The organism is Pseudofrankia coriaricola (genome assembly GCF_032027725.1).
Classification (GTDB): Bacteria; Actinomycetota; Actinomycetes; order Frankiales; family Frankiaceae; genus Pseudofrankia.
This window is the reverse complement of sequence record NZ_JASNFO010000043.1, coordinates 31,558-53,096: the sequence shown is the minus strand read 5'-3', so window position 1 is coordinate 53,096 and position 21,539 is coordinate 31,558. Positions and strand designations below refer to the sequence as shown.

The 21,539-nt window shown below is 72.4% G+C and carries 15 protein-coding genes; 5 read left to right on the top strand and 10 right to left on the bottom strand.

What is annotated here, in order from left to right; genetic code table 11:
* Nucleotides 1-231: 231 nt before the first annotated feature.
* The 3 genes from QOZ89_RS23070 to QOZ89_RS23060 all read right to left on the bottom strand — a co-directional run bounded on the left by QOZ89_RS23070 (nucleotide 232) and on the right by QOZ89_RS23060 (nucleotide 2,830).
* Nucleotides 232-1,611 (bottom strand): PP2C family protein-serine/threonine phosphatase, encoded by a 1,380-nt coding sequence (locus tag QOZ89_RS23070; protein ID WP_071051027.1) that lies wholly within the window; start codon nucleotides 1,609-1,611, stop codon nucleotides 232-234.
* A gap of 159 nt (nucleotides 1,612-1,770) precedes the next feature.
* Nucleotides 1,771-2,031: a hypothetical protein gene (locus QOZ89_RS23065; protein ID WP_071051026.1), complete on the bottom strand. Its 261-nt coding sequence runs from the start codon at nucleotides 2,029-2,031 to the stop codon at nucleotides 1,771-1,773.
* A 37-nt stretch (nucleotides 2,032-2,068) separates the two neighbouring features.
* Nucleotides 2,069-2,830 (bottom strand): DeoR/GlpR family DNA-binding transcription regulator, encoded by a 762-nt coding sequence (locus tag QOZ89_RS23060; RefSeq protein WP_071051025.1) that lies wholly within the window; start codon nucleotides 2,828-2,830, stop codon nucleotides 2,069-2,071.
* Nucleotides 2,831-3,042: 212 nt separating this feature from the next.
* Between QOZ89_RS23060 and QOZ89_RS23055 the strand changes: the two genes are divergently transcribed.
* Nucleotides 3,043-4,296, top strand: a complete 1,254-nt coding sequence (locus QOZ89_RS23055; protein ID WP_198543390.1) for an MFS transporter — start codon at nucleotides 3,043-3,045, stop codon at nucleotides 4,294-4,296.
* An 88-nt stretch (nucleotides 4,297-4,384) separates the two neighbouring features.
* On the opposite strand, the gene QOZ89_RS23050 is transcribed toward QOZ89_RS23055, so the two are convergent.
* Complete coding sequence (locus QOZ89_RS23050) at nucleotides 4,385-5,581, bottom strand: EAL domain-containing protein (protein WP_071051024.1); 1,197 nt, start codon at nucleotides 5,579-5,581, stop codon at nucleotides 4,385-4,387.
* A 144-nt stretch (nucleotides 5,582-5,725) separates the two neighbouring features.
* Nucleotides 5,726-6,193 carry a nuclear transport factor 2 family protein gene (locus tag QOZ89_RS23045; protein ID WP_071051023.1) on the bottom strand — a complete coding sequence of 156 codons (468 nt, stop codon included), beginning with the start codon at nucleotides 6,191-6,193 and terminating at the stop codon, nucleotides 5,726-5,728.
* 365 nt (nucleotides 6,194-6,558) lie between these two features.
* Here QOZ89_RS23045 and mdlC point away from each other — a divergent pair, with 365 nt between their 5' ends.
* Nucleotides 6,559-8,142, top strand: a complete 1,584-nt coding sequence (gene mdlC, locus QOZ89_RS23040) for a benzoylformate decarboxylase (RefSeq protein WP_241841995.1) — start codon at nucleotides 6,559-6,561, stop codon at nucleotides 8,140-8,142.
* Nucleotides 8,143-8,643: 501 nt separating this feature from the next.
* The gene (locus tag QOZ89_RS23035; protein WP_083419207.1) at nucleotides 8,644-9,414 is read left to right on the top strand and encodes a hypothetical protein; all 771 of its coding nucleotides are present in this window, start codon (nucleotides 8,644-8,646) and stop codon (nucleotides 9,412-9,414) included.
* Nucleotides 9,415-9,561: 147 nt separating this feature from the next.
* Here QOZ89_RS23035 and QOZ89_RS23030 read toward each other — a convergent pair whose 3' ends face one another.
* The gene (locus QOZ89_RS23030; RefSeq protein ID WP_312625139.1) at nucleotides 9,562-10,446 is read right to left on the bottom strand and encodes a DUF1353 domain-containing protein; all 885 of its coding nucleotides are present in this window, start codon (nucleotides 10,444-10,446) and stop codon (nucleotides 9,562-9,564) included.
* A 267-nt stretch (nucleotides 10,447-10,713) separates the two neighbouring features.
* Here QOZ89_RS23030 and QOZ89_RS23025 point away from each other — a divergent pair, with 267 nt between their 5' ends.
* Nucleotides 10,714-12,291, top strand: coding sequence for a class I adenylate-forming enzyme family protein (locus QOZ89_RS23025; RefSeq protein WP_312625138.1), 1,578 nt, complete (start codon nucleotides 10,714-10,716; stop codon nucleotides 12,289-12,291).
* Nucleotides 12,292-12,388: 97 nt separating this feature from the next.
* Here the strand turns inward: QOZ89_RS23025 and QOZ89_RS23020 are convergent, their stop codons facing one another.
* The 4 genes from QOZ89_RS23020 to QOZ89_RS23005 form a co-directional block, all read right to left on the bottom strand.
* Entirely contained in the window at nucleotides 12,389-14,860 is a 2,472-nt protein-coding gene (locus QOZ89_RS23020) for a protein kinase domain-containing protein (RefSeq protein ID WP_312625136.1), read from the bottom strand.
* A gap of 648 nt (nucleotides 14,861-15,508) precedes the next feature.
* Nucleotides 15,509-16,912 carry a fibronectin type III domain-containing protein gene (locus QOZ89_RS23015; RefSeq protein WP_071051018.1) on the bottom strand — a complete coding sequence of 468 codons (1,404 nt, stop codon included), beginning with the start codon at nucleotides 16,910-16,912 and terminating at the stop codon, nucleotides 15,509-15,511.
* Between the two features lie 404 nt (nucleotides 16,913-17,316).
* Nucleotides 17,317-17,481, bottom strand: a complete 165-nt coding sequence (locus QOZ89_RS23010; RefSeq protein WP_157910564.1) for a hypothetical protein — start codon at nucleotides 17,479-17,481, stop codon at nucleotides 17,317-17,319.
* Between the two features lie 149 nt (nucleotides 17,482-17,630).
* Nucleotides 17,631-20,420 carry an AAA family ATPase gene (locus QOZ89_RS23005; protein WP_312625133.1) on the bottom strand — a complete coding sequence of 930 codons (2,790 nt, stop codon included), beginning with the start codon at nucleotides 20,418-20,420 and terminating at the stop codon, nucleotides 17,631-17,633.
* A 556-nt stretch (nucleotides 20,421-20,976) separates the two neighbouring features.
* Here QOZ89_RS23005 and QOZ89_RS23000 point away from each other — a divergent pair.
* Nucleotides 20,977-21,477: an FHA domain-containing protein gene (locus QOZ89_RS23000; RefSeq protein WP_312625131.1), complete on the top strand. Its 501-nt coding sequence runs from the start codon at nucleotides 20,977-20,979 to the stop codon at nucleotides 21,475-21,477.
* The last annotated feature ends 62 nt before the right edge of the window (nucleotides 21,478-21,539 follow it).

The window sequence follows — 21,539 nt, the reverse complement described above, 5'->3', positions numbered from 1 at the left end:
CTGTTTCCGCGTCGTTGCGGCCGGGCCGCGGCACGCCTCGGCGCGGGTCACAGCCCTGCCGATCGACGGCTGGTCATCAGGAAGGCACACGGAGGCGCGGCCGGCACCACTGCCGGCCCGCATCACTGCCGGTCGTCGTCGCGCCGGTGGTCGAGGTGGGCGGCGGTCGCCGATCAGTCGGGTCCGGCCTTGCGCCGAGGTGGTGGAGGGCGGTGGCGAGTGGGTACGAGCTCAGGAGCCGCGGACGGCGAGCAGGCAGAGGTCGTCCTCGCGGGTCGAGGGGCCGGCGACGTCGGCGAGGAGCCGGTCGCAGAGCGCGTCCAGGCCGGGGGCGTCGGCGTTCGGCCCCTGCGCCGCGGCCGCGGCGAGGGTCGCCAGCCGGTCGGTGAGGGAGGTGCCTCGGCGCTCCACCAGCCCGTCGCTGTAGAGCAGGAGGCTGCTCGCGGGCGGCAGGGTCATGGTTCGCTGACCGTAGTCGTACCCGGGCACGACGCCGAGCATCGGGCCGTGCACGTCGTCGAGGTAGCGGGCGTCGGTGCTGGTGAGCAGCAGCGGCGGCGGGTGACCGGCACACGACCAGGTGAGCCGGCCGGTGTTCGGCTCGACCGTCGCGACGATCGCGGTGGCGAGGGTGTCGTCCTGCGCGGCGAGCAGGTGGGCGGACAGCCGCGTGGTGATGGCGGCCGGAGCGCGTCCCTCGATCGCGTACGCGCGGGCGGCGTGCCGCAGCTCGGCCATGGCCGAGACGGCGGGCAGCCCGTGGCCGCCGACGTCGCCGACCACCAGGGTGACGGAGCCGTCCGGACGGACGACGGCGTCGTACCAGTCGCCGCCGACCTCCACGTCACGGCCGGCCGGCAGATATCGGGCGACGAGCTCCATCCCGGGCAGCTCGGGCAACGTCCGCGGGAGAATCGCGCGTTGCAGCGTCTCCACGACGGACCGCTGCCGTTCATGCAACCTGGCCCGTTCGATCGCCTGGGCATAGACGCCGGCGAGCGTGCGCAGGTACGCGCGTTCCTCCTCGTTGAAGGAACGCGGCCCGGACCAGGCCAGGGACAGGACCCCGATGATGCGGCCGGACACGGTGAGCGGCAGGGTCGCCGACGCATCGATACCGATCGCGGCGAAGACCGCGCGGCGGTCCGGATAGTCGTTGAGGTAGCCCACCCGCGTCGGGTCGAAGCGTGGCTGCCCGGTCCGCACGACCTCACCGGTGGCGGCCGGGCCGGGGTTGCGGGCGCGCACCCAGACGTCGGTGAACACCGGCGTGGTAAGCCGGGGCCAGGCCAGGACGCGGTCGGGGGAGTCGTCCTCGCCAAACAGGACGAAGCCGGCGAAGGTCACGGCGGCGTCCGCGGCGGCGGTCCGGAAGGCCACGTCGGCCACGTCGTCGACGGTCAGGACCGTGCCCAGGGCGCTGGTGGCCGCCAGCAGCCGGCGAGACCGCACCAGTGCCTGCGACAGCGACGAGATCAGCTCGTCGGCGGTGGGTGGTCTTGCCCGGGCGACGGGGGCGTCACGCCTGGGGGCCGCCACGTCGCCGACCGGGTCGCCGAGTACCGGCCTGTCCTCCGTCGCGGGCCGCTTGGCCCGCCCCAGGTTCCCCATGACCCGCCTTCCTCGGCGCGAGCTCTACACGGCCGCGGACGACATATCGCCATACCCTCCGGGGGGTGCCGGACCGAGACCATCGTAACAGTGCGTTACTGGACGTAGCTCACTGTCGAGCGTGACGTACTCGTCCGGCACCCCTACCCGCGGCGGTGGCTACCTCACGATCAGGTCGTCGAAGTTGGGCCCGCGCAGGCGGTGCCACATCTCGTTGCCGGGGAACGGGCAGTTCGTGACCGAACGGCCGTAGTCGTTGCGGTAGTAGCTGTTCGCGCGCGGGCCCTTGTGGATCTTGAACTTCTCGCGTTCGTCGAGCTGGTCGTTGTATCGCCAGTACGCCTCCTCGGTCACCTTGACGAAGCGCTTCCCGGTGCGGAGGAGCTCCTTGACGCAGTCGAGCAGGAGCCGGGTCGCCATCTCCTGGTGGTTGACGACACCCAGGCCGCCATGCGGGTCAGGAAATGGTGGCGACCTCGACGCCGGCGGCGAGGAGCTCTCGTACGGGGGCGGCGGTCCGGGGAGCGTCGGTGATCAGCAGGCTGATCTGGTCGGGCGGGCAGATGCGGCCGAAGGTGACGTGACCGAGCTTGTCCGCGGTGGCGACGAGGAGAGTGCGCCGGGCGGCGCGGACGGCGGCGCGTTTCACCTGGACGTCGTCGAGGTCGTACGCGGTGGCGCCGGTGGTGGCGTCGACTCCGCAGCAGGACAGGATGAAGGTGTCGTAGCGCAGTTCCTCGAAGGTGCGCACGGTTAGCGCGCCGTGGAAGGACAGCTCGCCCCTGCGGACCTGGCCGCCGGGCATGAGCAACTGGATGCCGTCATACGCGCCGAGGCGCGTGGCGGCGTGCAGCGAGAGGGGCGTGACGGTCAGCTGCCGGTCGGCCATGGCCGCGGCGACGGCGACGGCGGTCGTTCCGGTGTCCAGCGCGACCGTCTCTCCGTCCCTGAGCAGTTCCACGACGGCCACGCCGAGCCTGGCCTTGGTCTCGGCGCCGGCGAGGGCGCGCACGGCATAGGGCGGCTCGACCCCGCTGAGCAGTGCGCTGACCGCGCCGCCGTGCACTCGGCGCAGCGCGCCCTGGGACTCGAGCTGCTCCAGGTCGCGTCGCACCGTCATCTCGGACGTCCCGGTGACCATGGCCAGCTCCGCGACCGAGGCGCGGTTGCGCTCGCCCAGCACCGTCAGGACCAGCCGATGCCGCTCGGCAGCGTTCACGGCTCGATTCTGCACGGACGGGGCTCGCCCCTGGCCGCACGCGGGATCAGTCGTACCCGACCCTGCGCGGTCCGGGTCGCTCGACGAGCGATCTGTTGACATGTGAACATCTTAGATGTTCGTATGCACGATGTGTTTGTGCGATGTCACTTGTCCATGTCCGGTTCCGGTCCCGATCTCGGTCCCGGTGGTGGCGTCGTCCAGGACGGCCCGTGGCGCCTGATCGGCGTCGGGGGACGTTCGTGACCGTCCTGTCCTCCCGCGGGGCAACGGAGCCGCCCAGCCTGGTCAGCGCGGTGGCGGTGGTCGCCTCCTGCGTCGGCTTCGTGGTGATCGGGGCGCTCCAGGCCCTCTACGGCCCCGTGATCCCCGAGATCCGCGCGAAGTACGGCGTGGCGTCGGGAGCGGCCGGCCTTGGCCTGTCCGCCCACTTCGTCGGCGCGCTGCTCGGCGTCCTGCTCTTCTTCCGCCTGCGCCGCCGGATCGGCACCCGGCTACTGCTCGGCGTCTCCTATGGCCTCATGGCCGCCGGATCGCTGGCATTCGCGGCCGCGCCCACCTGGCCGGTCGCACTGACGGCGGCCACGGTTGTCGGCCTCGGCTTCGGGGGGATCGACTACGGGTTGAACCAGCTGTTCGCCACCGGGTTCGGACGACGAAGCACCGCGATGCTCAACCTGCTCAACGCCCACTTCGGCATCGGCGCGGTCGCGGGGCCGGCGCTGGTCGGCTGGTTGGGTGCCCGGAATTACCCGTGGCTCTTCGTCGCCCTGGCGGTCCTCTGCCTCTTCCTCCTGCCCAGCCTGGGCGGTGTGCGGTCCGGGGACAGCGAGGCGGTCGTCACCTCCGGATCCGCGGCCGCGCCGTCCAGGCTGGTACCCGTCGTCGCCGCGTTCATCGTCATCTACGTGCTGCACGTGGCGATCGAGACGGGAGTGGGTGGCTGGGAACCCACCCAGCTGGCGGCGGTCGGCTACGGCGCCTCCGCCGCCGCGGTCGCCACCTCGGGGTACTGGCTCGCGATGACCGTGGGCCGTTTCCTGGCCGTGCCTCTCAGCCTGCGATTCCCGGCGCCCCTGATCGTGACCGTGAGCTGCCTCGGCATGGCGGCCTGCCTGATCATGGCGCCCGTGGCCGCCCTCGCTCCCTACGCCTACCTGGGAGTCGGCCTCTTCATCGCGCCGATCTTCCCCACCGCCCTGCCCTGGCTCAGCAGGGCGGCCCCGACGGTCGCCTCGGCCAGTGCGTTCGTCATCGCCGCCTCCATGATCGGTGGCGTGGCCTTTCCCCCGCTCCTCGGCGCGACGATCGACAAGTCCGGTGTCCGGGCGGTACCCGTTCTGCTGTTCGGGCTCGCCGTGATCTGCGGCATGCTGAGTGTCTGGCTACGACGAACCACCGCCGCCCCGGCCGTCTCCCGCGCGGACCCGCCACTGGCCGCGCCACAGGCAGTCGGCCGCGACTGAACGCGATCGCCGGGCCCGGTCTCGCCAGGGCGTGGACCGGGACGCGCGGGGAGGTCGGACGCCGGGCTCGACCTCCGCCGGGAGGCACTCACGGCAGGGTGGGCGCTGGTTTCCCGAGCAGGTATCCCTGGCCGTATGAAATGCCGGCGCTCACTATGGCGTCGCGTTCAGCGGAAGTCTCGACCCCCTCGGCGACAACCGTTCCGTCGATCTCGCGGGCCAGCTGGACCAGGCCGGCGGCGAGAGCGCGACGAGCGGGGTCGCGGTTGATGCCGCGGGTGAGGATGTGGTCGAGCTTGATGATGTCCGGGCGGAGCTTGACGAGCTGTTCCAGGCCGGAGTATCCGGTGCCGGTGTCGTCGATCGCGATATGGATGCCGAGTTCGTGGAGGTGGCGGATGGCCCGCATGGCGTCCGGCCTGGCGAGAGAGTTCTCGTGTTCGGTGATCTCGATGGTCAGGCGGTCGTGGCCGGGCAGGTCGTGGACGAAGTCGACCAGGCCCGCCGCGATCGTACTGGGCGAGGCGTTGACCGCGAGCTTCATGTCATCGGTGAGCTGGGGGAGCACGGCGACGGCACGCCTGATCGCGACCATTTCCAGTTCCACGGACAGCCCGACCAGATGGGCATCGAGGAACCAGTCCTCCGTGTTGTGAGGCCGACCGCAGCACCGGTTGGGGAAACGCGCCAGTGCCTCGACCGCGGTGACGCCGCCCGTGTCGAGCCGGACGATGGGCTGGTACACGATTCTCGGGCCGCCGGCGTCGATGAGATCGCTGATCGTCGACCACACCTGGCTGCGTGCCTCCCACATGTGCCGGAGGTCGAGCAGGGAGTCGCCGAGGAACGCGGCCGTCAGGCGCAGGAACTGGCTGTGGCGTTCCTGCTGCGCCGGTCGAGGCCGACGGGCCATGCAGAGCAGCATCCCGTAGGACTCGCCAGCCGGGTCGGTGAGAGCTGTCATCGCGTAGGCGCTGACCTTGAGACAGGCCAGAATGGTCGCGTTCCTCGTCCGCGGGTCCTGGGAGACATCGGGGGACATGGGCGGGAAAGAACCGTTCTCGACCCCGAGGTTGAGATCCCTGCAGTGCCGGATGGTGGTGCCGGGCGCCAGGCTGAATCTCTTTCCGTCGCCGGCGATGACCTGGACGACCAGCAGGTCGTCGTCCCACATGCCGAGGACCGCGACATCCATGTCCATGTGCAGGCGTAGCACGTCGAGCAGGTCTGTGACCTTCCTGTCCGGTGCGATCACCTTCGCGCGCGGCCCAAACGTCGTCATCATCACGTCACCATCGCGTCACCACCATGCCCCCGGTCAGGTCTGCCCGGGCGGCGGTCGGCCAACCATCCATCCGGCACCCGCGAAGCGGCGCGTCTCCAGCCGGCATCCTGACCGCGACGAGCCCGGACGACGCTGGGACCAGCGCTAGAAGCCCAGATCGCTCAGTCCCGGATGGCCGTCCGGGCGGCGACCCAGCGGCCAGTGGTACCTCCGGTCCTCCTCCCCGATCAGGAGGTCGTTGATGGAGGCGTGGCGAACGCGCATCAGCCCGTCGTCGTCGAACTCCCAGTTCTCGTTCCCGTAGGACCGGGACCAGTTCCCCGAATCGTCGTGGAACTCGTAGGCGAAGCGGACGGCGATGCGGTTCCCCCCGAATGCCCACAGCTCCTTGATGAGCCGATAGTCGAGTTCGCGGGACCACTTCCGAGTGAGGAACGCGACGATCTCCTCGCGCCCACGGATGAACTCCGCCCGGTTGCGCCACCGGCTGTCGACGGTGTACGCGAGCGCGACCTTGGCCGGGTCCCGAGTGTTCCAGGCATCCTCCGCGAGGCGTACCTTCTCGCGAGCGCCGTCCGCATTGAAGGGAGGCACCGGAGGTTTTGCCGTCATATTCTCTCCAACCCGATCTGTGTTGTCCTGGCGTGCCGCCACTCGCGGGTAGGCTCGGGGAGCCGCCACTGTTTTTCCGGAGTTGTTACCCCGGCGGCGGGGGAGATACCGCCCCGTGGCGACCGGCCCGCGCACGAATCGTCCGCGCCGCGGAGCCGACCCCGCCATCCTGTTTCCGGTCACCTTGGATCCTGGCTCGCGTGGCGACGGGGAGAACGGCGTGGCAGCATCCGGTGCGCCGGCCCGCCGTGGCCCGTCGCGCAGCGACCGACCGTACTGGCGACCGACCGCACTGACGTCCATCGAGCGTCCATCGAGCCGAGGCGGGCTGATAGTCGATGAGCCACGGATCAACTGTTCGCTCCGTGACGTACGACCTGCTGAGGTCGCTGGGGATGACCACCGTCTTCGGCAATCCGGGGTCGACGGAGGAGCCGTTCCTCCAGAATTTTCCGCCTGACTTCACCTATGTCCTCGGCCTGCAGGAGGCGTCCGTCATCGCCATGGCCGACGCCTTCGCGCAGGCCACCCGGCGGCCGGCGCTGGTGAACCTGCACTCCTCCGCGGGCCTCGGAAACGCCCTCGGCAACCTGGTCACGGCCTACCACGGCCACACCCCGCTGGTCGTCACCTCGGGTCAGCAACACCGCGAGCTGGTGATCGGCGAGCCCTACCTCGCCAACCGCGAGGCGACGACCATGCCGAAGCCGTGGGTGAAGTGGTCCTATGAGCCCGCCCGCGCCGAGGACGTTCCCGAGGCGTTCATGCGTGCCTACGCGATGGCGCTGCAGCCGCCGGCTGGCCCGGTCCACCTGTCCATACCGCTCGACGACTGGAATGTTCCCGTTGCCGGTCCGGCCGTCGTGCGCGGCGTGAGCACCGTCGTCGCGCCGGACATCGAGCGGCTGCGCGGCTTCGCCCAGCGCGTGGCCGCGAGCCGGCGTCCCGCGCTGGTGTTCGGTCCCGACGTCGACCGGGCGGGCGGCTGGCATGCCGCCGTCACGCTAGCGGAGAAGCTACGGGCATCGGTGTACGGCGCGCCGCTGCCGGACCGGGTCTCGTTCCCGGAAGACCATCCGCTGTACCAGGGCCCGCTGGGTCTTTCCCCGAAAGCGGTCAGCGACCGGCTGGCCGGGCATGACCTCGTGGTCGTCATCGGAGCGGAGGTGTTCCGCTACTACCCCTACGTGCCCGGCGACATTCTGCCTCCCGGTACCTCACTGCTGCATGTCACCGCGGACCCGGCGGTGGCGGCGTCGGCGCGCGTCGGCGACAGCATTCTCGGCGACCCCCGGACCGTCATCGAGCTCCTCACCGAGCTGGTGGCGCAGGACGCCCAGCGCACGCCCCCCGCGCCGATGCCCCGCCCGAGGACGCTGCCCACGACTCCCAGCAGGCCACTTACGGCGGCGGAGGTCCACGCCGCCGTCGGTGAGGCACGCCCGGCGCACGCCGTTCTCGTCTACGAGTCGACCTCGACGATGGCCCAGCAGGTCGAATGGCTGCCGACCGTCGAGCCCGACTCGTTCTTCGCGACGGCCAGCGGCGGTATCGGATGGGCGGTTCCGGCCGCGGTCGGCGTGGCGCTCGGCGACCGGGCCCGCGGCGTGCGCCGGCCGGTCATCGGCATGATCGGGGATGGTTCCTTCCAGTACTCCGTGCAGGCGGTCTGGACCGCCGCGCAGCACGCGCTGCCCATCGCGTACGTCGTCCTGCGCAACCGGGAGTACTCGGTTCTCAAGTCCTTCGCCGAGCTGGAGGACACGCCCGGCGTTCCGGGTCTTGACCTGCCGGGGCTGGATATCGCTTCGCTCGCGCGCGGTTTCGGCTGCCGGGGCGTCGACGTCGAGACCACCGGGGAACTGGAGAAAGAGCTTACCGTCGCGCTCGAGACCAGCACCCCCACCGTGATCGTGGTGGAGACCCAGCCGCAGCACGCCGCTCTCTAACGCGACGCCCGCCGCGCCCCTGGCTAATCGGCCGGGAAATGCGGCACGCCATGGGCTGGACTGAATTCCGTCCGGACGCGGCGATTCCGCACGGCCGGGACGGAGAACCTACACGGCCCGTCGTACTCGATCTATCGGCCGCCCGTCGGCCGTGCCGGCATGGCCGCGCATCCCCTCTGAGGCCCGACTCGCCGCGGCCTCGTCGCCCGCCCGACAGCTCGCCGGGCCCGCGACCTGCGCGGACGTCGCCGCCGGCCGCGGCGGGGCCGGGCGCCGCGGCCTCACCGGCTTCTACAGCGGTGTCAAGGGTGGCACCCTGAAACCCGGCGACAGGCTGGCCGGAGGAATTCTGCCGACGCCGTTCAACGCGCTTTCCTGTGTCTGGCGGATGACATTCCTTATATTGGCTCTGGCGCCGATTCTTCAGGCATTGTGTGGCCATCGATAACAGGGGTTATCACCGGCCGCGGGTGGCGGCTGGACCGACTTTCGGAGGTCGCGGTGCACAGCATCGGAGATGGCCGGCGGGTGCGCCGGGCGGTATGCGGAGGGCTGGTCGCGGCGGCTCTGGCCGTCGTCGGCACGGCGTGTCAGGACGGCGCGGTGGTGGCCGACCCGGCCGCGGCATCCCCGGCGGTGACCGCGCCGGCGAGCCCGTCGGCGTCGCCCACCGCCGTGCCGGCCCGCCAGCTGCGCGCGGGCGACTACGTGCTCACCGCGGGCCCGGAGACCGAGGGCTTCGAGAGCTCGGGCGGCGTCGAGGACGAGGACCCGGGCAACAGCGCGATGCGGGCCGAGATCGCCGCGTGCGTGGGCGTGAACGACTTCAACCCGCCGGCGCCGTCCGACGAGACCAACGGCGACACCTTCGTCAGCACCGAGGAATCAGAGTTCCAGGCCTCCAGCCGGGCGAAGATCCTTCCCGCCGAGCAGATCCGCCAGAACGCGCGGATCGTGAGCAGCCCGCGGTTCGGTGACTGCTACCGCGCCGCGCTCGAGGAGGCGCTCGCGGGTGAGGACGCCAATGGCTTCACCTACGAGATCGTCGCGGTCGAGACGCCCGCCCCGCCGCGTGGCGCCACGGCGTTCGTCCGGACCTCGATGGGCGTCACCGACGCGAACGGCACCTACGGCTACGTCCTGGACACGGTGTATTTCTACGCCGGCCAGGTGGCCGTGGAGCTGCAGGTCACCAACGTCCAGGACGTCCCTCCGCCCACCACCGAGCAGGGCCTGATCGACCAGATCGCCGGGAAGCTCACCGACCAGTAGCACCTCTGCCGAACCGCCAGAAGGCCCGTGGCATCGCCTCCGCCGGCGCCGCGGGCCATCTGGTGTTCGCCGTCCTCGCTCTCCTCGCCGGCCTCGCCCTCCTCGCCGGCCTCGCCGGCCGAGTGGCTGATCCCCGTCGTTGGGTCATCAGGAAGGCGACGACTCCGAGGACTCCGCCGGCCGTTCCGGCCGGGCCGAGAAGGTGAGAGCGACGTCGGTCGTGTTCGGCGGCTCACCGGCGTCGTGCGCTCCATCGGGCACGTTGGCGAGGTTCTTGGCGACGCTGGGGCCGAGGCCCTCGGGCCAGGAGACGAGCTTCTCCAGAACCCAGTAGACGCCCGAGAGCAGGATCACCGCCAGGGTCACATGCAGCAGCACCGCCATCGCGATGCCGGTGATGGCCGCGGCCCGCCAGTAACGCGCCCAGAAGGCCGACAGCACCACCGGCACCGCGACCGCGGCCACCGCGCCGAACAGCAGCTCCTCCCACCACGGACGGTTTCCCATCCAGGGCAACACGTTCCAGACGTCGAACAGGTCGAGCGTCGCGAGGCTGCCGAGCGCGACCACGGCGGTGACCGTGAGCGCGGCAAGGACCCGCCACCACCAGCGGTGCCGCCGGGTGACCCACACCGTCCCCAGCTCCGCGCCCGTCCAGATCAGCCAGCGCCGGATGACCGGCGTGCCGAGCTCCTTCATGGCGCCCCGCAGGATCCGGTCCGCCTCCTCGCGGGTGACCGGCGGGCCGAGGTGGGTGGGGAGCTCGCCATCGGCGATCACCAGGCCGTCGTGCAGCAGGACGGCGGGCAGGTGGGAGCCCAGGCCGGGCACGAGCCAGGCGAACACCGAGGGAATCGAGGCCAGATCGGTCAGGAACGTCTCCGGGTCGGCGGGTACGACGAAGGGTTCGTCGTACCTCGGGTCCCAGTAGCCGAACTGGCGGATGACCTGGAACTCGTTCCCGTAGCGCCGCAGCACCAGCACCATCTCGCCGCCGGTCTCCACGTCGAAGAATCCCACCCGCCCGGCCACCTGACACTCCCCCTGACGAACCAGACGACGTTTTCCGGCTTCCTGGCGATCGTGGCACGCTCCGTCGACGCGCGCGGCCCGACCTCGGCGGCCGGCCCCAGGCGGCACGAGACCGTGCACCGGAGCCGTTCCCTGTGGTTCGCTGCTGGACGGTGTCGAGCCTCGGATCGACCGGGCGCGACGAAAGCGGGCCGGGGCCGAAGGCCGCGCGGCGACGGCGGGGCCTCGCGCCCGGAGCACTGCTCCAGACATGGGGAGAGTGGTCGCATGGTGTCATCGGGGCCGCCGCCGCGGCCGACCATTCCCGAGCTGCTCGGGCGCGCGGTGCGCGAGTTCGGCGAGACGCCGTACGTCGTCACGCCGACCGACCGCCTCACCTACGCCGAGGCGGATCGGCGTTCCGCGCTCGCCGCGCGCCGGCTGCTCGCCGCCGGGATGGGCAAGGGCTCGCGGGTCGGCCTGTTCTTCACCAACGACACCGAGTGGGTCACCTGGTGGCTCGCCGCCTCCCGCATAGGCGCGGTCGCCGTGCCGCTCAGCACGCTGTACACCCCGGCCGAGATCGGGAAGGTGCTGCGCCTGGCCGACGTCGGCCTGCTGGTCGCGCCCACCCAGGTGCTCAGGATCGACGTGGCCGAACGGCTTGAGGCGGCGCTTCCCGGCCTGTCCGGGCAGGAGCCCGGGCGCCTTCAAATGCCTTCGGCGCCCTACCTGCGCCGTATCGTGCTCACCTCGGCGTCCGACCGGCCGTGGGCAGATGCCTGGGACGCGGACTCCTGGGGTGAGGAGGGCCCGACCCTGGTCGGCCCCGAGATTCTCTCGGCTGTCGAGGCCGAGGTCACCCCGGCGGATCTGGCAATCATGATCCACACCTCGGGCTCGACCGCGGACCCGAAAGGCGTGCTGCATACCCACGGCACGGTCGTCCGCCAGACCTCCACCTGGTCCGCCGCCATCCGCGGCCTCACTGGCATCGACTGGGCGCCGAAGGTCCTCTGCGCGATGCCGTTCTTCTGGATAGGCGGCGTGCTGGCCGCGACCGGCGCGCTGCACGAGCCGGCCACCCTGCTGGTGCTCCCGCGGCTGGAAGCCGGGGCCGCGCTCGACCTGGCCGAGCGCGAACGGGCCAACGGAATCGTCGGCTGGCCGGCTTTCACCCAGCAGCTGCGTGAACACCCGACGTTCCCAGACCGGGACCTGAGCAGCGCCCCCATGCTGACGAGCGGCCCGCTGGACCTCGCGATGAACAACGTTCCGGACGGTTTCCCGACCCACCGCAGCCTCACCGAGACCGCCGGCAGCTTCGCGTTCACCGAAACCCGAATCGTCCTCGACGACGGCGGCCCGGCGCCGACAGGCACCATGGGCGAGCTGCTCATCCGTGGCATCGGTGTGATGGCCGGCTACAACAAGCGCGAACGCGCCGACGTCTTCGACGCGGACGGCTGGTACCACACCGGCGACAAGGTCTACCGCAAGAACGGCGACCCGCGCCTGTTCTACGTCGGCCGGACCAGCGAGCTCATCAAGGCCGCCGGCGCCAACGTCTCGCCGCTGGAGGTCCAGGCCGTGATCGAGACCTTCGACGACGTCGCGCAGTGCGTCGTCCTCGGCGTCGACCACCCGTCCCGCGGCGAGGAGGTGTGTGCCGTCGTCGTCTCGGCGTCCGAGGCCGTCGATGTCGACGTGGAGTCGCTCGCGGCCCGCGCCCGCGAGCAGCTCTCCAGCTACAAGGTCCCCACCCGTTGGATCCTCGCGACCAGCGCCGAGATCCCCACGCTGCCGTCCGGCAAGCTCAACCGCCGCGGCCTGCACGCCATGATCACCGACGGCTCCCTGAAATAGCGCCGTCGGTACCCGCGGTGCGCCATGGGATGCACGGCTCCAGACCGCGCGGTCCTCGGCGAGCAGGCCGGCCGACAGCCATTTATGGGGCTGGTCGTCAGGTCTTGGACGTCGATGGTGCTGGAGCCGACGTCGACGGGTCGGGCGGAGTAGTGCTGGGGTCTGGCGAAGGTTCCCTATAGGCGGTGACCTCCGCGCTCTGCCCGGCTGGGTTACGCGTCGCGATCGTGACCTTGTTAAGGACGTTGCCGGCGTTGTATTCAAACGTATAACTCGTCCCCGTCATGATGATTTCGCTCACCCAACTCGACATGCTGTGCGAGAGGTAGATCCGGACAACATAGTCGACGACCACCCCGGTGCCGCCGGTCCGAGCCGCCGGGCTCCATCTGGCGGTGTACGACTTGTATGAGTCGGCGCGGACCGTGACGTTACTTGGGGCGGAGGGAGTAACACATCCAAGGGCCGCGGCCGTCGCGGTGGGAGACGTGCCTGCGGCGTTGCTGGCGCGGGCGCTGACCGTGGAACGGGCGCAGCCGTCGACCTGGATGGTGACAGTTCCTGGGGAAGGCAGCGACTTGGTGCCACCCGGGTCGGCGGTGATGACGTAGGTCGTCGGCGCGCCGCCACTGGTGGGCGCCGTGATCGTCACCTGCACACCGCCGGACACCGATACGACCCGCATACCCGGCGTGCCGGGTGGTTGTAGCGTCGGTGCATCGCCTTGCGGGGCGGTGCTCGTGCCGCCCGTGTTCCCGGTGCCTCCGCCCGGCTGGACGCCATTTGACTGGCCTGAGTCGTTTGACTGGTCCGAGCCATCTGACTGGCCCGCGCTGCCGCCTGAGGACGGGGCACCGCCTCGGCCTGAGGTGGTCCCGCCGGCCGGCCGGCTCTGTCCCGTGCGTACCGGGCCCCGCCCCGCGGCGCCGATCGCGTCCACACCGCCCGGCGACGAGACGTCGCCGCCTCCGGTCGTGCCCCCGTCGCCCCCGGCGTTCCTGTCCTTGCCCGACGGCGCGTCGACGGTCGCGCCGTTGGTGACGTCCTGCCCGTCGGACGTCAGGTAGGTGTCGCGGTCGGAGGCGCGCAGGGCGAGCGGGACGGTGATGCCGGCCAGCGCCACCATCGCGACAAGCGCGACGATCGCCGGCGCGAGGCGCTTCGACCGGTCCGCCGACCTCTGGGCGGCTCCCCGGCGTGGCAGGACGCGTGACCCACGCCGTCTCGTAAGAGATGGCGGCTCCCCGCCTCCGGGCAGCGCGACGACTGGCTCCAGCCCGGACAGGTCGCCGGCCGGATCGTCGTACGGCGCCGCGGCGCCAGACGCGCCGGACGGCGCGGACCCGGCGACCAACGTCGGGTAGTCGGACAGGGTCGCGCCCGTGCCCACGCCGGCCGGCGCGTCGGCCGAGACCGCCCGTCGCGCGGTCCCCGGCCCCGTCGCGGGCTTCGTGAGCCGTATGCCCCCAGGCGCCGCCGCGGCGGAGCCGGCGCCGACCGCCATCGCGGTGTCACCAGAACCGCCCATGCTCTGGCCGACGCCGACGCCGACGCCGACGCCCGCCGCGCCGGCGTGCCAGCCGTCGAGGGCGCGAGCGACGGCCGAGCGCTGGTCGGCTATGGGTTCCGCGTCGCCGAGCAGGCGCAGCAGCAGGCCGGTCGCGGTGGGGCGTTCGTCGGGGTTCTTGCGGAACGCCTGGCGCACCAACTCGACGATGCCGTCCGGCACGCCGGTCAGGTCCGGGTCGTCATGGATGACCCGGTAGAGCAGCGCGATTGGCTCGGCCTCGCCGAACGGGGGCCGGCCGGTGGCGGCGTAGAGCATCACGCCGGCCCACGCGAAGATGTCGGCGGCCGCTCCCACCTTGCCGCCACGGATCTGCTCGGGGGCCATGTAGGCGGGGGTGCCGATCCGGGTCACGTCCTGGCTGACCATCGTCGTCGCGCCGAGCGTCGAGGCGATGCCGAAGTCGATGACCCGTGGCCCGGACGGCCCGAGTAGCACGTTCGACGGCTTCAGGTCGCGGTGCGCGATGCCGGCCGCGTGGATCGCGGTCAACGCCGCGGCCATGCTGACGCCGAGGCGCTCCAGGTCGCTCTCGGCCAGCGGGCCGTCCGCGGCGACGGCCTCCCCCAGAGTCGGCCCGGGGATGAACTCGGTGACCAGGTAGGGGAGGTTCGCGTCCGGGTCGGCGTCGACCACCTCCGCGGTGCAGAACTTGGCCACCCGCCGCACGTGCGCCGTCTCCCGGCCGAACCGCGTCCGGAACTCGGGCACCCGCGCGTAGTCGGAGCGGATCACCTTCACCGCGACCCGGCGCCCCTCGGGCGACTCGCCCAGGAACACCGACCCCATCCCGCCCTCGCCGAGCAGCCGCAGAACGCGGTACCTGCCGATCAGCTCCGGATCCCCGCCACGCAGCGAAAACCCAGGCTCGGCGGAGGTCTCGGCGTCATCTATAACAGGACCGGCGCTGTCCGCGGGGACGGGTTCCGCCTCCGCGGCGGCCGCCTTCTCGAAAACCGCGTCCGACAGGACCACGTCTGTGTCGGCGGTTTCCGCCTTCATAGAGGCGGCATCCGCCTGGTCGGAGCCCGCGCCCGTGGCGGCGACGTCCGCGGCGGCGTCCGTGCTTGTCGCGGCTTCGGACTGGATCTCGTTAATCTTGCCCCCCGTGCAACCAGACCGCCGGCTCCATGTGGCGCCTCCTGCGTGCGCCACCCACCGGCACTGGAAAAGTATGTTTACGGACGAAGAATGCGGCGTCCGGCAAACGCGACCCCCGTCGCCCCCGTTTCCAGCCAAGATGGTGTCCGCACCCCGACGCGCTCGGATCTCAGTGTGCAGCACGGAACGGCGCAGGAACGGCGCACCACGGGGCGCTCACGGCCATGTTGGCAACGCGGAAACAACAATCCAAGAAAACAGCAACTCGAGATGGGTGTTCGCCTGTGTCCAGGCCGACGGCCGCCGGTGGCCCCGGGACCGGCCGCGGGCGGCCGACAGGTGCAGCCCGGCGGGTGGCCTCCGTCCGGGGACGGCGAGGTTACTGCCGTTCGCCTGTGCGCGCAGGTCGATCCAGGGCACGGTGTTGATCGACGTCATGGCGGGCTGGTGGGCGATCCGCGCCGGGTCGTTGACAGCCGCGGTCGGCGCCGGGCTCCGCGACAGCGGCGTCGGTGCTGGGCGATCACAACGGATTGGATGTTCGGTATCTCAGGCTTCGGGTGGGCCCGGAGTCAGGGGCGTCACGCTGGTGACGTCCGTGGGGCCGCTGCCGCGGTAAACGACTACCTCAGCGCTTTCACCAGCGGGATTGCGCGCCGCGACGGTGATCTTGATGTATGGGTCGCGACCGGACGCGTTGCTCCGCAGATAGCTGGTACCCGTCACCGTATAGCTACTCACGGAGGTGACGTTTTCCGACGATATGTAGACCCGGACGATGTAGTCGACCGCCACACCCGTGCCGCCCGTCTCCGTCGGAGCGGTCCAGGACACCAGGTTGTGCCCGGTGGGATCGCTCGCCTGTGGCGGCAGCTTGGTCAGAGTGACGTTGCGAGGCACTGAGGGCGCGACGCAGCCGACGAGCGTGCGACTGGCCGCGGCCGACGTGCCGGCGGCATTGGTGGCGCGTGCGCTGACAGCCGTCTGCGCGCAGCTGTCGACCTGAATGGTGACCGTGCCCGGAGCTGACAGCGACGTGGTGCCGCCCGGGTCGGCCGTGACGACGTAGCTCGACGCGATCCCGCCACCCGTCGGCTCGGTGATCGTCACCTCGACGCCGCCCGGCACCGGGCGGGCCTGCATCCCTGGCGCACCGGGCACCTGCGGCGCCGGGGCGCCCGCGTTGCTCTGGGGGTTGGCGCCCACGCCCGAGCCGTCAGAGCCGCCGTTGCCACCGGGCTGCTGGGTACCCGGGCCGTTCGGCTGGCGCGTGCCACCACCGGACGGCGAGGTGCCGCTTCCCCGGACGGTGGCCCCGGTGCTGGGCGGGCTCTGGCCGGACCGTGCAGAACTCTGTCCCGGGAGGGTGACCGACCCGCCGGCCGCGTCCTCGGCCCTGCCCGGCGGAGCTGCCACGGTCGCGCCGCCATCGGTGACGTCAGGTCCGCTGGATGTCAGATAGGCGTTCCGGTCGGCGGTGCGCAGGGCGAGGGGAACCGTGACGCCGGCCAGTGTCACCAGAACGACAAGCGTGATGATCGCCGGCACCGGCAGCACAGGGCGCTTCGACCGGCCAGACGCGAACCATGCCGTGCCGCGGCGCGGGCCGCGCCGTCCGGCGAAGGGTGGGGAGGAGCCACTGCCCTGCCACGCGGCGATCGGCTCCAGCCCGGACAGATCGGTGGCCAGGTCCTCGCTCGGCGCCGGTACTTCGGCGTCATCGACAACTGGGCTGGCCCCGTCCGCGAGGACAGGCTCCGCCTCAGCCACGACCGCCTTCGCGGAAACCGCTCCCGCGACGTCCGCGTCCGTCTGAGCGGACTCGCCGCCTGGAGTCACCGCCTCGGCGGCGGCAGGCTCCTCCTGAGCGGTGTCCTGGCCCGTGGAAGCGGAGTCGAGGTCCCCGGCGGCGGCGTCCGCGATCGTCGTGGCTTCGGACTGGGTCTCGCTCATGGTGCCCCCCGTGCGACGAGGCCGCCGGCTCTCGCGCGGCGTGGTCTGCGGGCGCCGCGCCCACCGGCGCCGGCGAAAGTATTCGTGCGGACGGAGAATGCGACGTCCGGTGGACGCGGTACTGCCGACCCTCGTTTCCGTCGACTCTCGCTACCGGTCAAGATGGCGTCCACCCCGACGCGCCCTGATCCTACTGTGTAGCACAGAACGGCACGCGACCGGCGAACCTCGAATCGACCGCGACCGTGCCAGCAACACGAAAACAAAATTCCAGGAACATAGCAACTCGCGGCGGCTGTCCGGCCGCCGGTGGGAAAGCAGCCACCGGTCGCTCGTGAGTCGACGTCGTGCCGCGACCGCGTCGTTCGCCGCCCGCGGCGCGACCACCGGCGCGGACCGTCCCGTCAACCGGCGGTGCCAGGGGGCGGTGCCGGCGCGGCTGCCTGCTCGAGGAGCTGGAGGAGCTCCATCCACCCGGAGAACGGGTGGGTGTCCTGGTCGCCGTCGAGCTGGACGTCGCCATGGGGGCGGCCGTCGGCGGCGCGGTGCAGCGTGACGATGACCCGCATCGTGAGGTTCCTTCTGGCAGGGCACGGAGGTCGACCTGTGCCGCGAGGCCGACGGGAAGGTCTGACGGTAGCCCCGTGGACCCGCCGCCGGCACCGGGATTTGCACGGGCTTTTCCACGGGGCCGCGCCCCGAGCACACGCCCGGACGCTCAGCCGGCCGGCGGCCGCTGCAGAAGCGCGGTGGCGAGCTGGGCGCGGCGCAGGCCGAGCTTCGCGTAGACGTTGCTGAGGTGGAACTCGATGGTGCGTACGGACAGCACCATCTGGTCGGCTATCTCGTTGTTCGACAGGCCCTCGGCGGCCAGCCGGGCGACGTTGAGCTCCTGGGCGGTGAGGCGGCTGGTCGGGAGGGTGGACCGGGCCGGCGCGGGCGTGCCGGGCGCGTCGCGGTCGGCCAGCCGGGCCTCGCAGCGCGTCAGGTGGGGAACGGCGCCGAGGCCGGCGAACCGCTCGCGGGCGGCGCGCAGCGCGGCGACGGCTTCGGCCGACCGGCCCTCGGCGAGCAGGAACGTCCCGTGGTCGTACTCCAGCAGGGCGCGTTCGAAGGGCAGCGGCAGGCCGGCGGCCAGCTCGGCGGCCTGCCGGTAGGCGCGGGCGGCGGCCGCGCGGTCGCCCCGGGCCCGCCAGACGGCGGCGCGGACCCGCAGGCCGGCGAGCCGGGCGGAGCGGTGCCGTCGGGCCGCGGCCGCGTTCTCCCACGGGACGAGGACCCGGTGGGCCTCGTCGGGGCGGCCGAGATGGGCGAGAGCCTCGGCGTACAGCGGTCGCCACGGCAGCGCGCTCGGCTCGATCGGGTCCTGGCCGCCGGCGGGCGCGCCGTCGAACCAGGCGAGGGCGGCCACCATCGCGGCATGGTCGTCGGCGGCGTGCGCGATCCGCGCCCGCGTGATCGCCAGCGTCTCCGCCGGCGCGTCGATGCTCGCCGCGAAGACGGTCTCCGCCTGCCGCAGGTAGGTGGCCGTCTCGGCGGCCCCGCGCCCAGCGAGCGGTATCACGGTCCAGCAGAGCAGCGGGCCGGCGAGCCAGCCCTGCTCGCTGTCGAGGGCGATGGACGCGCCGAGCGCGCCGTGCGCGACCGAGTCGTCCCAGTGGCCCAGCTGGTACTCCGAGATCGACAGGCTGAGCAGCGCGGACAGTCCGATGCCGAGGGTGGGCTGGCCGCGGCGCAGCAGGGCCGCGGCCGCCCGCAGCTCGCCCAGAGCCGCGACCGGCTGGTCCAGGGCCAGCAGGAGGTTGCCACGCATCAGGCGGACCGCGCCGGCGGCCTCGCCGTCGGCCTGGCCCGGGCCGAGCCGCGCCGCGGCGGCGTCGACCAGGGCGCGGGCTTGGTCGATGCGACCGCAGCTCAGGTTGGCGGTGACGGCCAGATGGCCGAGCACGTACGGGGGGTGCAGCGCCGCGCCCTCGTCGGCGTCGGCGGCCCGCTCGGCCCAGGTGGCGGCCGCGTCGTAGCTGCCGTGCCGGATCATGGCGATCACCAGGGACTCGGCGACGAGCCGGGCCAGCGGCGCCCGCGGGGTCTGCTCGAGCTCGGCCCAGGCACGCCGCAGCGCGGCGGTGCCGCTGGGGAAGTCGCCGTGGACCAGCGCGAGCGCCCCGGACACGAAGTGCCGGCGGGCCGGGTCCGCGGGCGGGCCCGCGGCGGCGACCGCGCGGGTCACCGCCTCGACCTGCCCGCCGTAGACGCCGACCATGACCGCGTTCGTCAGGTACTCGTCGCGGCCGGCCCCGTCGGCCGTCAGCCGCGTGGCGGCGAGCCACAGCTCGGCGGCCGCCGCCCACCTGCCCGCCCGCGCCTGGCCGGCGGCCTCGGCGGCCACATCGGCGGCGAGCTCCTCGTCGGCCAGCGGCGACGCCTCGATCCGGTGGCGCAGCCGGGCCGGGGGATCCTCGACGACCCGCGCGGCCTCGCGGTGCATCGCGCCGCGCCGCGCCGGCCCGAGGTCGTGGTAGATCGCCGCACGGACCAGCGGGTGCCCGAACGTGACCCGCGTGCCCGCGCCGTCGGGCAGCTCGGTCAGCAGACCGGCGACGACCGCTGGCTCCAGGGCCGTCAGCGGGTCGTCGACCTCGCCCAGGCGGGCCGCGTCGGCGAGCTGGCAGGAACGGCCCAGCACCGCCGCGGCGACGACCAGGCGCTGTGTCTCTGGCGGGCAGCCGGCGAGCCGTCCCAGCACCACCAGGCCGAAGGAGCGCGGCGCGGGCAACCGGTCGCCGTGGCCGGCGAGCGCCTCCGCCGGCAGTTCCTCGATCAGCGTCCGGGCGTGCAGTGGGTTGCCGCCGGTGAGGTCGTGCACCCGCTCGGCCAGCCTGGCCGAGATCGGGCCGGCCCCCACCGCCGCGGCGAGCGCCCGGATCGCCTCGACCGGCAGCCCCGCCAGGCGCAGCCGCCGGCCGGCTTCGGCGGACAGCCTGCGCAGGCTGTCCGACATCACTGCCGCCACGCCGGTGGGAACCGTGCACAGGCACAGCACCGGGTCCGCGCGCAGCCGCCGCAGCGCGAACGCCAGCACCTGCTGCGACGGGGTGTCCGCCCACGGGACATCATCGACCACGACGACCGTGAGCCGCCCGGCCGCGCCCCATCGGCCGACCAGCGACACCAACGCGCTGCCGACCCGCATGGGGTCGGCCGTGTCGGTGCCCGCCCGTGCCAGCTGGTCCAGCGGCGGCGGCGCCTCGTCGGTGAGCCCCGCGACGAGCTGCCCCACCACTCCCAGCGGCACCGACTGCTCGGCTTCGTCGCCGCTGGCGTGGAGCACCCGCGGGTCTGTGTCGGCGCCGTCGCCCAGGCCGTCGAGGAAGCGTCGGACCAGGGCGGTCTTGCCGGCCCCGGGCTCGCCCTCCACCATCACCACCCGCAGCCGGCCGGGGCGGGCCCGAGCCAGCTCGCCCGCGAGAAATGCCAGCTCCGCCTCGCGCCCCACGAAGTCGTCCACCGAGCGCCGCCCGCCTTCTCACGCCGCGCGAACCCGACGGCCGCCGGTCGTGACCGCGATGTTTCTAGAACGCCGCGGCCCGAGACACGCCGCACGGCGGCGCCGGCACGACAAATGCCGCCACGGAGCCACCGTCAACCCTCACCCTGGAATACACGGTATGCGCGCGGGCGGGTCCCCGCGAGATGTTTCGCCAGTGGACGGGGGCGTTCCGGGGCGTGCAATGCCCGTGGCCGACGGTGTGCCCGTGGAAATACCGGACCCTGAATCCCCGTGGTCGGTGCCGTCCTCGGCGGGCTTTCGTCTTCCTACCATCGTGATCGGCCGAGGTCCAGCTCGTCCGAGCATGCCGTCCGGGTCCGGTTACCGGAGGCCACCGGACCTCGCCAGCGCGGAGGGAGGACGCATGAGGGGGCGTTTGGCGCCGTCTGGCCCTACGAACGGCGCCGCCGGCCACCCGGGGCCCGGTGGGCGCGCGGCCCCCGCCGCGCGCGGTGACGCAGCCCGCGGTGACGCAGCCCGCGGTGACGTGGCCGGGGGCGACGTAGCCGGGGGCGTGGCTGTCCGCCTCGGCTGGAACACCGCCGGCTGGGACGCGCGCGGTGAGGCCGACAGTGTCTCCATGCCGCCGGGGCGGACCCTGGTCGTCGGCCGCGGCGCGGAGTGCGACCTGCGCGTGCCCGGCGGCCAGGTCTCGCGCCGTCACCTGAGGCTCGTTGCGTCGAACGAGGGCTGGACCGCCGTGGACGTCAGCCGCAACGGGACCTGGCACGCGGGCGAGCGGGTGCGCCGGGTCGAGATCCGCGCGGAGTGCCGGTTGCGGCTCGGCGCGGCCGACGGACCCGAGATCGTCGTGACTCCGCTCGCCCTGCCAGCCGCCGCTTGGCCGCCGGTGCCGCCGGTGCCGCGGGCGTCGAGCGTTGCCTCTCCCGTCCGCCTCGACCCCGGCGCCGTCTCGCCCGGGGAGCTGGCCGCCTTGACCGTGCCGGGTCTGCTCCTATGCCGTCTCGAGCCCGGGCCCGGCCGCGCGCGCCGCCGGCCTGGCCGGTCCCGCTGACCGGTCCGCAACCATCTCGGGGGACTACATGCTCATCGACCGGGCGCGGTTCGCGGCGATAT